At 62.8% G+C, this 13,857-nt stretch carries 8 protein-coding genes; 7 read left to right on the forward strand and 1 reads right to left on the reverse strand.

Annotation, left to right across the window (positions count from 1 at the left end; genetic code table 11):
• Positions 1-237 precede the first annotated feature (237 nt).
• The 7 genes from B9A15_RS07350 to B9A15_RS07385 all read left to right on the forward strand — a co-directional run bounded on the left by B9A15_RS07350 (position 238) and on the right by B9A15_RS07385 (position 12,665).
• A complete protein-coding gene (locus B9A15_RS07350) occupies positions 238-1,446 on the forward strand; it encodes a PopZ family protein (RefSeq protein WP_244556826.1) in 1,209 nt (402 codons plus the stop codon).
• A 318-nt stretch (positions 1,447-1,764) separates the two neighbouring features.
• Entirely contained in the window at positions 1,765-4,635 is a 2,871-nt protein-coding gene (locus tag B9A15_RS07355; RefSeq protein ID WP_084409387.1) for a valine--tRNA ligase, read from the forward strand.
• Between the two features lie 778 nt (positions 4,636-5,413).
• Positions 5,414-6,823: an outer membrane protein transport protein gene (locus tag B9A15_RS07360; protein ID WP_084409388.1), complete on the forward strand. Its 1,410-nt coding sequence runs from the start codon at positions 5,414-5,416 to the stop codon at positions 6,821-6,823.
• Between the two features lie 233 nt (positions 6,824-7,056).
• Positions 7,057-8,781 (forward strand): dihydroxy-acid dehydratase, encoded by a 1,725-nt coding sequence (gene ilvD / locus B9A15_RS07365; RefSeq protein WP_084409389.1) that lies wholly within the window; start codon positions 7,057-7,059, stop codon positions 8,779-8,781.
• The gene (locus B9A15_RS07370) at positions 8,768-9,598 is read left to right on the forward strand and encodes a tetratricopeptide repeat protein (RefSeq protein ID WP_084409390.1); all 831 of its coding nucleotides are present in this window, start codon (positions 8,768-8,770) and stop codon (positions 9,596-9,598) included. The genes ilvD and B9A15_RS07370 overlap by 14 nt, the downstream gene beginning before the upstream one ends.
• A 539-nt stretch (positions 9,599-10,137) precedes the next feature.
• Positions 10,138-11,805, forward strand: coding sequence for a 2-isopropylmalate synthase (gene leuA, locus B9A15_RS07380; RefSeq protein ID WP_244556833.1), 1,668 nt, complete (start codon positions 10,138-10,140; stop codon positions 11,803-11,805).
• A gap of 203 nt (positions 11,806-12,008) precedes the next feature.
• Complete coding sequence (locus B9A15_RS07385) at positions 12,009-12,665, forward strand: hypothetical protein (RefSeq protein ID WP_084409393.1); 657 nt, start codon at positions 12,009-12,011, stop codon at positions 12,663-12,665.
• 158 nt (positions 12,666-12,823) lie between these two features.
• Here B9A15_RS07385 and B9A15_RS07390 read toward each other — a convergent pair whose 3' ends face one another.
• The gene (locus B9A15_RS07390; RefSeq protein WP_084409394.1) at positions 12,824-13,816 is read right to left on the reverse strand and encodes a metallophosphoesterase family protein; all 993 of its coding nucleotides are present in this window, start codon (positions 13,814-13,816) and stop codon (positions 12,824-12,826) included.
• Positions 13,817-13,857: the final 41 nt, after the last annotated feature.

Genomic DNA, 13,857 nt, shown 5'->3' on the forward strand with positions numbered 1-13,857 from the left:
GATCGATTGTCAGGCCCGCTTCGCGCGGGCTTTTCGCTTTATTGCGAGCCCCATCGCCGTCGAGCCCAAAATTGCATTGCAAAAGTTGAGGAGAGTGATGCCTTTCGGCGCGGGGAGGATTCCCTCTTGCTCCGCGGACACGTAGGCTTCGGGCACGATTCGTCCGGTAACGGTCGTCAATCAGCGTGACGCAGGAGCTTTGAAATGGGCAGCGCTCTTCCGGTTCAAGAACCGTCCATGGACGATATCCTGGCTTCGATCCGTCGCATCATCGAAGGCCGGGAGGACCGCGCGGACACCGGTTCGCAGCCGGGCCGCGACAAAGGGTCGGAGGACGAGAACCGCTCTGCCGGTGCAGTTCAGCCAGCCGCAAAGGCCGCCAACGCCGCGCCATCCATGCAAGCCGACGGCGCAGGCGCCGAGGCTCCGGTCACGGCACGGTCGTCTGGCAAACCCGTGAGCCTCACCGCGTCGAATGATGAGGGCAAGACGCCCTTCGCTGGCGCGACACAGACGGCCGATGCCGAGCGCATCGCCTCGAAAGTCGAGGAACTCGCCACGCTCTCGGTCGCGCGGATGCGGGCAGCTTCGCTGGAAAACGCCGTACGGGACTATCGGGAGACGGAAATGGCCGCCGATCTCCAGGCGGAGGAGGCGGCCATGGATACCCAGTTCGAGCATCTCGGCGGCTCGGTGCCGTCCTTTTACGACGAATTCGACGAGGCGGCCTTCGCTTCGGAGCTTCTCGCCAATGCCGGTCTGACCGAGTCGGAGACCAAGGACGAGGTCAGCGAGTCGGCTCGTCTCCACGAGCGCCGCAGTCGCCCGGCTTTCGAACCGTTCAAGGCCCCTGCCGAGCAGGCATCGATGCGCGCGGCCGATGCCGAGCAGTCCTCAGGCGAGCATCTGCAGGCGGAAGCCGCGCCGTTGGCGACCGTTGCTGTTTTGGGTCTTGCCCGGCCGGCCACGCCCGATGTGGAAGAGCTTGCGCCGAGCTCGAGCTTGTCCGAAGCGATCTCTATCCTGGCCGCCGCCGATGAGCCCGAGGCGCTGAGTGCGGACGAGGTCCAGCTTGAAGCCTCGGCCGGCGAGACGGTCTCCGACGAGGCGAGCCCTGCGAAGGGCGTGGCTGGATCGGCGCACCTCCGTCGCGGCGAAGAGGCCCAAGGCCAGCCGACCGCGCCTGATATGCCTGTAGAAGGCGAAGAGCAGACTGCCGGTATCTTCTCGCTCGTCTCGAGCGAAGTGGAAGGACGAATCTCCTCGTCCTTCGATCAGCTCGCCGAGGCCGTGCGCGCCGATCAACTCGCCCGGATGGACGATACGGTCCGCGATATGCTTCGGCCGATGCTCTCCGATTGGCTGGAGGACAATCTTCCCTCCATCGTGGAGCGGATGGTCCGCGAAGAGATCGAGCGCGTGGCTCGCGGCCCGCGCCGCGCCTGAGGCCAATCCTCAGCCCCACCCCACCTCGTGTCCAGGCTTTGCGAAAAAGCCGGGACACGAGGTCAAGGCGTATGGCGGTGCGTTGACACTTCTTCCTCTTCGGCTTTAACCCGTCCCGACCTTTGACGTCCGGTGGGGGCGAATGGGATGCGCGAGGACGCCAGTTTCGGCGCCGTCTCGCCAACCCTTCGAATGCTTCTCCGGGCCCTGGATTGTTTCGAGTGGTCCTTTCGGGCTCCGCCGCTTGCCCCGTGCTCTTTTGCGACGGGCGGGACGCCGCCGGTCCGGACCGCTCGTCTTCGTGCGACTGGACGGATGATGATCGAAAAGACCTATGACGCGGCGGCGATCGAGCCGCGTATCGCTTCCCAGTGGGAAGAGGCAAACGCCTTTGCCGCCGGAGCCGGCGCGAAAGACGGGGCCGATCCCTATTCGATCGTCATACCGCCGCCCAATGTCACTGGCTCCCTCCATATGGGTCATGCGCTGAACAACACGCTGCAGGACATCCTGGTGCGCTTCGAGCGTATGCGTGGCAAGAACGTCCTCTGGCAGCCGGGTCTCGACCATGCCGGCATCGCGACGCAGATGGTCGTCGAGCGCCAGATGGCGGCGAGCGGCGAGAATGTGACGCGCCGGGAATTGGGCCGTGAAGCCTTCATCGAGCGCGTCTGGGAGTGGAAGGCGGAATCGGGCGGGTCGATCCTCGGCCAGCTTCGCCGACTGGGCGCCTCCTGCGACTGGTCGCGCGAACGTTTCACCATGGATGAGGGCCTCTCCAAGGCCGTCCTCCACGTCTTCGTCGAGCTTTACCGCAAGGGATTGATCTACAAGGACAAGCGGCTGGTCAATTGGGACCCGAAATTCGAGACGGCGATCTCCGATCTCGAAGTCGAGAACCGCGAGACCCCCGGCCATATGTGGCATTTCAAATATCCGCTGGCCGGCGGCGAGACCTATGAATACGTCGAGAAGGACGCAGACGGAAACGTCACGCTCCGCGAGACGCGCGACTATATCTCGATCGCCACGACACGCCCCGAGACCATGCTGGGCGATGGTGCGGTGGCCGTTCATCCCGATGACGAGCGTTATGCGCCGATCGTTGGTAAGCTCTGCGAAATCCCGGTTGGGCCGAAAGAGCATCGCCGGCTGATCCCGATCATCACCGACGAATATCCCGATCCGCATTTCGGCTCGGGCGCGGTCAAGATCACCGGCGCGCACGACTTCAATGACTATCAGGTCGCCCGCCGCAACGACCTGCCGATGTATCGGCTGATGGATACGCGCGGCCACCTGCGCAGCGACGGCGCTTCCTATGCCGAGGCCGCGAAACGGGCCGCCGAGATCGTCGCCTCCGGCAAGGCGCCCGATGCCGGCGCCGTCGACGAGATCAATCTCGTGCCGGAGGACTATCGCGGCCTCGACCGGTTCGAGGCGCGCGAGAAGGTCGTCGCCGCGATCGATGCGGACGGCCTGATGATCATGGTGGAAGACAAGCCCATCATGCAGCCCTTCGGCGATCGCTCCGGCGTCGTCATCGAACCAATGCTCACCGACCAGTGGTTCGCCGATGCCAAGACGCTCGCTGCGCCTGCGATCGCGGCCGTGCGAGAGGGAAAGACCCGCTTCGTGCCGGAAACCTGGTCGAAGACCTATTTCCAGTGGATGGACAATATCGAGCCCTGGTGCGTCTCGCGCCAGCTCTGGTGGGGCCATCGGATCCCGGCCTGGTACGGACCGGACGGATCGATCTTCGTCGAGAAGAGCGAGGCGGAGGCGGTCGCCGCCGCGCTCGCCCATTATGTGACGAACGGCACGATCAGCGACGACGAGGCCCGCGCCATGGCCGAGGACCCGGCCAAGCGCGAAGGCTTCCTGAAGCGCGACGAGGACGTTCTCGACACTTGGTTCTCCTCCGCGCTCTGGCCCTTCTCGACGCTCGGCTGGCCGGACGAGACGCCCGAGCTCGCCACCTATTATCCGACCTCGGTGCTCGTGACCGGCTTCGACATCATCTTCTTTTGGGTCGCCCGGATGATGATGATGGGGCTGGAATTCATGCCCCAGGCGCCCTTCGGCACGGTCTATGTTCATGCGCTCGTTCGCGACAAGCACGGCGCCAAGATGTCGAAGTCGAAGGGCAACGTCATCGACCCTCTCGATCTGATCGACGAGTTCGGCGCCGACGCCTTGCGCTTCACCATGGCGATCATGGCCGCCCAGGGCCGCGACGTGAAGCTCGATCCCCAGCGGATTGCCGGCTATCGCAATTTCGGCACCAAGGTCTGGAATGCGGCCCGCTTTGCCGAGATGAACGGCGCCAAGCACGGTGTCGATCTCGAGCCGGCCTCGCTGACAGTTCCGATCAACCGCTGGATCGTGACCGAACTCGCCCGCGCGAGCGAGGAGACGAAAGCCGCGCTCGAAGCCTTCCGCTTCAACGACGCGGCAGCGACGCTTTATCGCTTCGTCTGGAACCTCTTCTGCGACTGGTATGTGGAACTGTCGAAGCCGACTTTGAACGGGGAGGACGCGCAGGCCGCGGACGAGGTTCGCCTGACGATGGGCTATACGCTCGATCGCATCTTCGCTCTTCTGCATCCCTTCATGCCCTTCATGACGGAAGAGCTCTATGGAACGACGGCGGGCGAGGGTGGCCGCAGCGGTCTTCTCTGCCATGCCGACTGGCCGACGCTCAATTTTTCCGACGCCGAATCGGCTGCGGATATCAACTGGCTCGTCGATCTCGTCTCCGAGATCCGCTCGGTTCGTTCCGAGATGAACGTGCCAGCCGGCGCCGAGGCTGATCTGGTGGTTATTACACCCGATCCGCTCACGCGCGATCGGCTCGAGCGGCACGGGCCCCAGCTGAAGCGCCTGGCGCGTTTGAAGAGCGTGACGGAGGCAAACGAAGTCCCCGCTCAGGCCGCGCAGTTGATCGTGGGCGAGACGACCTTCGCCCTGCCGCTCGCTGGCATGATCGACATCGAGGCCGAGCGCGCGCGCCTGACCAAGGCGATCGGCAAGACCGAGGGCGAAATCACCCGTATCGACAAGAAGCTTGGAAACGAGAAATTCGTCGCAAACGCGCCGGACGAAGTCGTTGCCCAGGAACGCGAGAAGCGCGAGGCCTATAGCCGCGAGGTCGAAAGCCTCAAGGCTGCGCTGCAACGCCTCGCCTGATCCAGTCTGTTCGTCGGGCCGCTAAACCTGAGGGCCGCCTGGACGGATAGAATGAACAAGAGCCCGGTCGCAGGGATGCGACCGGGCTCTTGTGTTGGTCCTGTTGTATCAAATGGAAAAGGCCGACGATCGGTCGGAGTGTTGAGCCCGGTCGTCATCCTCGACTCATTAAGGCCGTAGACCCATGTCTCGAACACCTTGCGCAATCGAAAAACGATTGCGGTATGCGTCTTGGTCTCCCTCGCCCCAAATGCCACTCCAGATGATAATAGCATGGGTCCACCCCGCTCTCTTGCAGCGCCGGACGAAAACCTGGGTATGGGTTCTTAGGCAACCCGGTTCGGGATCAAGGCGATCGAAAACATGTGGCGATGTCGATTGACCGCCTGATGCTCTAAGCGGCTGAGCCATCACGCGAATCCTTCGGCGCATGACGATTATCGTGTCGAAACGGCAACGCATCGCCATCTGGATCAATCGATCCATTCGCTCGATTCCGTTCGAACAGGGCTTTTGAGACTTGGAAGCAGCCGGAATTCTCTGCGTTCAATCTGTTGATCGTCTTTATATCCTTGAATTTCCTAGCTGTTGCGGGTGGTCTCCAGTCTGCGACCAGAGAATTGTCGTATGCACGTATGGTCTGTGACTGCGATGCGACAGTTTCCCACCCAAGCGTTTGACAACTATTGCGCTCTTCGGCCGGTGCTTTACGCTTGCGTCAATGTTGCCGGCGTTCGGAGAGGTCGCTGGACGGGGTTCTTGGGGGAGTAGAGAAACGATGACAATACACAAGCGTTGGCTCGCGGCTTTGGCCGTTTCCGTGTCGAGCACTTCGGTGCTTGCGGGCGGTTTTCAGCGCGGGACGCCAGACACCGATATTCTCTATGAATCGGGAACGGTGAACATGCGCACCGGTCTCACCTATGTGAACCCCAAGCGTAGCTTCGAGAGCATCAACGGCGTCAGCGGGGATTTTGGCGAATACAGCCAGACCTACGACATCCCGTCTTTGGCCTTTTCGGTTGGTAACGATATGGCGGCCTGCGCCGTTCATTACACCGAATCCTTCGCGGCCGAGGCGGATTATCGTGGCTCGCCGGGCGGTGCGCTTCCCTTCCAGAACTCCGCGACGCAGAGCGGCGAGCTCTCCGACCGTCTCGTCTCGAGCAATCCCGGCACTTCGGCTCTGTCCCGGACGCGCACCATCGGCTTCGACTCCAACGAATTCGGCGCAACCTGCCGCGTCAGCTATGCGTCGGACTACGGGCGCTTCAGCTTCCTGGGCGGCCTGTTCGTCGAAGACTTCAACTTCCAAGCGTCTTCACTCGGCTTCCGTAGCCTGAACGGCCAGCTCGCCGCATCCGGGCCTCAAGGGGCTGCTCTTGCCGGTCAGCTCAACCGATTCGGCCTGCAGGCCACTCTGCCGACGCTGGTCGAAAGCGACATCGAGGGTGGTTATGAGGCTGGCTGGCGCATCGGCGCGGCCTATGAGATTCCCGAGATCGCGCTGCGAGCCCAGGTCATGTACCGGTCCGAGGTGGAGCACGACAACCTGACTGGCACCGCGAATGTCACGGTGACCGACTCGGCCTATGTCACGCTGAACGGCGAACTGACGACGATCCCGCTGCCGGCGGTGGTCACAGGCGGCGTCGCTCAGGCTGGCAATGCGGCAGCCAATCTCATCCGCAACACGACTTTCACCTCGACGCTCACCGACGTGACCAGCCCGCAATATCTGGACGTGAAGTTCCAGACGGGCATCGCCGAGGGAACACTGCTTCTCGCCTCCTTCCGCTGGACGGATTGGAGCACCAACAACGTCGTCGTGAACAGCCTGATCAGCCCGGTCGGTAATACCTCGACCTATCAGCCCTACAACTGGCGGGACGGTTACACGGCTTCGATCGGTGTCGGCCGCGCCTTCACCGACGCGATCTCGGGTGTCGTAGCGCTCGGCTATGATCGCGGCGTGTCGACCGGTGCGGAAACCACCTATACGGACCTCTACACCCTCTCCGGCGGCGTCTCGGTGAAGCCGAACGACTGGGCGGAATTCCGCCTTGGCGGCCTGGTCGGCTACTGGACCGATGGTTCGCAGTCGATCTCGGAAGGCTCCTACTTCAACGCGACTGTCGGCAACGACATGGTCTATGCGGGCACTGCGTCGCTGAAGTTCAGCTTCTGATCCGATCAGCCTGTTTTTTTTTGAAAAGATCATGCAGCGCTGCCCCTGTGGCGGCGCTGCACTTTTTTGCGGCCATGAAAAGCCGTGCTTTCGAAGCAACACTATTGCCGCCGCGCATCGCATAACCTTGCCGAAATGCCTCGATGCCCCGTTGCCGCCATAAAACGAAGCGACCCAGAGGGTGCGCGCTTCGGGGAAAGGCGCGGATGGGGCGGACAGCAGGCGAGGGGACAATGGACGCAAACGTGTTCGACAAGGCGAAACTGCCGAGCCGTCATGTGACGGAAGGGCCGGCGCGCGCGCCGCATCGCTCCTATCTCTATGCGATGGGCCTCTCCAAGGCGGAAATTCATCAGCCGCTGGTCGGCGTCGCCTCCTGCTGGAACGAAGCGGCCCCTTGTAACATCGCGCTGATGCGTCAGGCCCAGGTGGTCAAGAAGGGCGTTGCGGCCGCCAACGGCACGCCGCGCGAATTTTGCACCATCACCGTCACGGACGGCATCGCCATGGGCCATCAGGGCATGAAGTCCTCGCTAGTCTCGCGCGATCTCATCGCCGATTCGGTCGAGCTGACCATGCGCGGCCATTGCTATGACGCGCTGGTGGGTCTCGCTGGATGCGACAAGTCGCTGCCGGGCATGATGATGGCGATGGTTCGCCTCAATGTGCCGTCCGTCTTCATTTACGGCGGCTCGATTCTTCCCGGCACATTCCGCGGCCGTCAGGTCACCGTGCAGGACATGTTCGAGGCGGTCGGCCAGCATTCGGTCGGGCAGATGTCGGACGAGGATCTCGACGAGATCGAACAGGTGGCGTGCCCCTCGGCTGGCTCCTGCGGCGCGCAGTTCACCGCCAACACCATGGCGACCGTCGCCGAGGCGATTGGTCTCGCGCTGCCTTACTCCTGCGGCGCGCCGGCCCCTTACGAAATTCGCGACCGCTTCTGCTACGCCTCCGGCGAAATGGTGATGGAGCTGATCGCGCGAAACATCCGGCCGCGCGACATTGTCACGCGGAAGTCTTTGGAGAATGCGGCTGCCGTCGTCGCGGCGACGGGCGGCTCGACCAATGGCGCGCTGCATCTGCCGGCGATCGCCCATGAATGCGGTATTGAATTCGACCTGTTCGACGTCGCCGAGATCTTCAAGAAGACGCCCTATATCGCTGATCTGAAGCCGGGCGGAAAATATGTCGCCAAGGATATGTTCGAAGCAGGTGGGATCCCGCTCCTGATGAAGACCATGCTCGAGCATGGCTATCTGCATGGCGACTGCATGACGGTGACCGGCCGGACGCTGGCCGAGAATATGGCCAAGGTCGCCTGGAATCCCGATCAGGACGTGGTGCGAGCGGCGAACGACCCGATCACTGCGACGGGGGGTGTCGTCGGGCTGAAGGGTAATCTCGCCCCGGACGGCGCGATCGTGAAGGTCGCCGGCATGAAGACGCTGAAATTCTCCGGCCCGGCCCGCTGCTTCGATTCCGAGGAAGAGTGCTTCAAGGCCGTTTCGGCGCGCGACTACAAGGAAGGCGAGGTTCTCGTCATCCGCTATGAAGGCCCAAAGGGCGGCCCGGGCATGCGCGAGATGCTGGCGACCACCGCCGCCATCTACGGGCAAGGCATGGGCGACAAGGTGGCCCTCATCACCGACGGCCGATTCTCCGGCGCCACACGCGGCTTCTGCATCGGCCATGTGGGCCCGGAGGCGGCGGTCGCCGGTCCGATCGGTCTCCTGAAAGACGGCGACATCATCACGATCGATGCGACCCTCGGCACGCTCGATGTCGCGCTCAGCGACGACGAACTGGCCGCGCGACGCGCCGAATGGACGCCTCGGGAGACGGACTATCAGTCTGGAGCCCTGTGGAAATATGCTCAGCAGGTTGGAACGGCCCGCCTTGGCGCCGTCACCCATCCGGGCGGCGCTGCCGAGAAGCACTGCTATGCGGACATCTAATCGTTTTCTCCTTGCTTGCGTTGCGGGAATGATCTTCGCTGCGGTTCCGGGAGCCAACGCCTTGGCGCTCGACCCAGCGGCGAAGACCGATCCCAATGCGAGCCCGATCGAGCTCTTCGCAGAAGGGTTCAAGGCCTATAAGCGCGGCGAGAAGAGCCAAGCCTTCGAGACGCTACGCTATGCGGCCGACAAGGGCCATCGCGGCGCGCTGTGGAAGCTCGGCCGGATGTATGCCGATGGCGACGGCGTTCCCGAGAACGATTTCGAGGCCTTCAAGATTTTCGAGCAGATCGTGCGAGAGCCGGACGATCCGAGCGGCGCTAGCGCCAATGCAGCCTATGTGGCGAGCGCCGTCGTCGCGCTGGCCGACTATCTTCGTCGCGGCATTCCCGGCCATGTGGATCCCAATCTGCCGCGTTCGCGTCAGTTCTATTTTCACGCGGCGTCCTTCTTTGGCGATCCGAAGGCCCAGTTCGAGCTCGGCCGGATGATGCTGCATGGCGAAGGCGGACGGGAAAATCCTCGCCAGGCGGCGCGGTGGTTGAAGCTGGCCGCGGCCAAGGGCCATGTGGGCGCCCAGGCGCTGCTCGGCTATCTGCTCTTCGATGGCCGTACGATCGCTTTGGAGCCCGAACCGGTGCGCGGCCTCGCCATGCTCACCATGGCGCTTCGCCGTTCAGACGAGAGCGAGCGCGAATGGATACGCCCGCTTCAGGAAGAGGTCTTTGGCCTCGCAAGCGAAGCGGAACGGCGAACCGCTCAGTCCTATGCCGACCAGCAGCTCGCTTCCGCGAGCGGAGTCCGGCTGAGCAATTGACGATGACAACGCCGATCGGATGATGTCCGGTCGGCGTTTGACTATCGGCCGGCATTGACGAGGGTGCAGCTCCCTTTTGGCGCCGATGCCGACGGCGCGACCTGCGGCGCGAGCGAAAAAGCCGCTGGGCCCGGCCTTGCCTTTTTTGCGCCGATGTCGCATCTCTTGCGCCATGCAACCGACCGCGACCTATTCCGACGCCTTTTTCGCCGCCCACACGGGTCGGCGTGCGTCGCGCGCTCTCGGCCTTCTTCTTCTCCTTAGCGGCGACCGTCGGGCCCGGTAACGAGAAGGGGCGCCCGGCGGTCGATGGACCGGTTCCGGGTTTGAGATGCCCGACCGGCCTGCTCCTTCAAACGCGCTTTACAAGACGTGATCGATCGCGGATGACGCCCTTGGGCGGCATTGCCGCCGGCCCCGCCGATCGACGAGACGATTGAAGGAAGAAGACAATGTCCGCCATCCACAATATCCCGATCCCGGCGAAAGACACCACGATCGAGGCGAAGAAGCCCTTTCCGGGCGGGCGCGGCCGCACCATGACCAATGCGGGCGAGAAATATCGCCCCTATGGCGTGGTCGACCTGCCGGACCGCACTTGGCCGTCGAAGGAAATCACTGCGCCGCCGATCTGGTGTTCGGTCGATCTGCGCGACGGCAATCAGGCGCTGGTCGATCCGATGGGCCATGATCGCAAGGCGCGTTTCTTCGCCCTGCTGCTCGCGATGAACTTCAAGGAAATCGAGATCGGCTTCCCGTCGGCCTCGCAAACCGATTTCGATTTCGCGCGCTGGTGCATCGAGGAGGGCGGGGCGCCGGATGACGTGTCACTGCAGGTTCTGGTCCAGTGCCGGCCGGAGCTGATCCAGCGCACCTTCGATTCCCTGGAAGGGTCCAAGCGCCCGATCGTCCACTTCTACAATTCGACCAGCGAATTGCAGCGCCGCGTCGTGTTCGGCAAGGATCGGGCCGGCATCAAGCAGATCGCCGTTGATGCCGCGAAGATGATCACCGACATGGCGGCCAAGGCCGGCGGCGGATACCGGTTCGAATATTCTCCGGAAAGCTTCACCGGCACCGAGCTCGAATTCGCCGCCGAGATTTGCAATGCGGTCGCGGAGATCATTCAGCCGACGGCCGACAACAAGCTGATCTTCAATCTGCCGGCAACGGTTGAAATGTCGACGCCCAACGTCCATGCCGACCAGATCGAATGGATGTGCCGTCAGCTCGACAATCGGGAAAACCTGATCATCTCCCTGCACCCCCATAACGACCGGGGAACGGCGATCGCGGCGACCGAATTGGGGCTGATGGCGGGAGCCGACCGCGTCGAAGGTACGCTGTTTGGCAATGGCGAGCGCACCGGCAATGTCGATCTCGTGACCCTGGCCTTGAACATGTATACGCAAGGCATCGACCCGCAGCTCGACGTCTCGGACATCAATCGGATCAGAGACGTCTACGAATATTGTAACCAGCTGGCGATCGGCGAACGCCACCCTTATGTGGGCGAACTGGTCTACACGGCCTTTTCCGGCTCCCACCAGGACGCCATCAACAAGGGCATGAAGTCGATCCGCCAAGCCAATGCGCCGACTTGGGAAGTGCCTTATCTGCCGATCGATCCCAAGGATGTCGGCCGCTCCTACGAGGCGATCATCCGCATCAACTCCCAGTCGGGCAAAGGCGGCATCGCCTATGTCCTGCAGGAGGATTACGGGCTCAATCTGCCGCGCAATCTGCAGATCGAGTTCCGTGAGGACATTCAACGGATCACCGATGAAGAGGGCAAGGAGCTTTCATCCAAGCGCATCTTCGATCGCTTCATGGAGCGCTATGTGGAACAGCCCGAAGGGCGTCTGCGCTTCGTCAATCACGTCACCCGTCCCGACCCGAACATCGCGGAAGGGCGGATCGTCGAGGCGACGTTGATCGAAAATGGCGAAGAGATCGTCGTAACCGGCAAGGGAACGGGACCTGTCGACGGTTTCGTCGATGCTTTGTCCCGCCATATCGGCATTCCCCTGTCGGTCCACGACTATTCTGAGCACTCGCTCGGCCAGGGCTCGGATGCGCGCGCCATCTGCTACATGGAGATTGCCCATCCTGGCGGTCGCCTCTTCGGCGTCGCGATCAACAAGAACATCGTGACCGCTTCGCTGGTCGCCATCGCATCTGCGGCGAATCGTATCCTCGCTCAGTGATCGCAGGCTTTCGCATTGCGTCATTTTAAGAGACCGGCCGTGCCGATCCGGCACGGCCGGTTTTCATGATGCATCGGGGCGGGACGCCTGTGATGGAAATGCCGCCATCGCGTCGCGTCGGTGTTGGTTCCGCTTGGAACCGAACGGCTTCCCCGGTAAGTTAAAGAACCGTTGACGAGACTGAACGAACGAGGCGTCGCCCCATGGCCGAAAACAGCGAGAAGGTCGCATCCCTGATGGGAACGAGACGGCTCGCCGATGCGGTCAGGGCAGCGAAGATCGCTGCAGCGCAGCGGTCCGACGTCGTCATCGACATTCGCGAAGCGGACCGCGCGCGGCTGGAGATTCTGGCCGAAGAATTACGACCGGTTGCCGAAGAACTCGACCCCCATGACGATCTTTTCGACTTCGCCTTGAGTGGTGGGCCCACATCGCGCCTCTGGATCGACGGCACGGCTCATGTGATGATGGCCCGCGACCGGCGGACCTATCGCTTCGTTCGTGAAACGAGGCTGGGTCGCGTCACCCTCGTCGAGTCGACCGAACCGCGCACCGTCGCCGATCATGTGACGACCTACGTGGCAGAGCGGATCGTCGAGCGGGATCGCGCCTATGCGGTGACGGACGGCATCAGCGAACGGGCCGGCGATCCAGCCCGCCTGCGCACTCAGCCTGAACGGGGCGTCGAGCCTCTGCGCCAAATCGAGCATGGGCCGACCGCGCAAAAGACCAATGAGGTCCCGCGCGCCGGCGGCTCCAACGAATTCGTCGTTGGTCTCGTCTGGCTCTTGATCGGCATCGTCCTTGGCGCCGGCGCGCTCTTCGCGCTCGCCAGCTGGTATGGTCTGCGCCTCGGCTAGAGCCAAATGCGATAGATCAGGATGGCGATTTCTCTCTAAGTCTTTGTTTTCGCATGATTTTTTCCGAAAAGTCATGAAACTTTTCGGCATCATACTCTGAACGTCGCGTCTCTCCGAGCTGAGTGGCTTTCAAGGCTCTCCGAGCTGTACCCGCTCGCCTATTGCGCCTCTTCGATCTCGTCCATCGGCGTCACCGGTCCATGAGCCGGCCGCGCATCCGATCGCGGGCGTGCATCCACCGCACGGCCGTCATTCAGGAGATCGCGTTCGCGGACCCAGCCAATGCCGGACAGGGTCTCGTGCAGCCCGCGTTCACGCTGGGTGAGGCTCCAGGCGCCGGGCTCGCCGTCGATCTCGAACAGATTATAGCGCGCGGCCGGCTTGTCCGCGCCGGGGGACTGGCTTGCGGAGGGAACGCCGACAACTGGCACCTTCGTGCCTTGCGGACCATCGAGCCAATAGAGCGTGTCGAGATGGGTATGGCCATGCAGAACGAGTTCGGCCCCCACATCGCGAATGACCTTTGAGAAGAACTGTTTGCCGACCAGCCGCTTGTGCCACGACGTCGCGCCGGAGATCGGCGGGTGATGGATGAGGACGACGCGGAACTGCCCGGCCTTGCCCGCTTGGTCGAGGAGCTTTGCGAGCGCGAGAGCCTGGCCTCGGCGGAACGTGCCCGTCGCGAAGAAGGGCGCCGTCGCCTCCGCCGTCGAAACGCCGAACAGGGCCACGGGGCCACGGGTTCTGAGATAGGGAAAGGAATTGCCGATCGCGTGGAGGGGATTGTCGCCCACCACATAGTCGTACCATTCCTTATAGGAGCGCTTCAGCGCGCCGGGCACATAGGCATCGTGATTGCCGGGAACGACGGAGACGTCATGGGGCGCGCCGAGATCTTCCAGCCAAAGCCGGGCTGCGACCGTCTCCTTCTTGGTCGCCAGATTGACCAGATCGCCGGTCACCGCCACATGGTCGGGCGCTTGCATCTTCATGTCGGCGACGAGATCGGTCAGGGTATCGCCGAACATCGACCGCCGCCGATTTCGGTGCCAATTGACATAGCCGGTGACGCGCTTCGTCGCGAGTTCGCGAAAGGACAATTCCGGCAGGGGACCGAGATGAATGTCGGAGAGATGGGCGAGACGAAACATCGCTAGTCCTGTGACGGCGGGGGCTTTTCGGCGGCTTCAGC

The organism is Fulvimarina manganoxydans, assembly GCF_900176465.1.
In the GTDB taxonomy this organism is placed as follows: Bacteria; Pseudomonadota; Alphaproteobacteria; order Rhizobiales; family Rhizobiaceae; genus Fulvimarina; species Fulvimarina manganoxydans.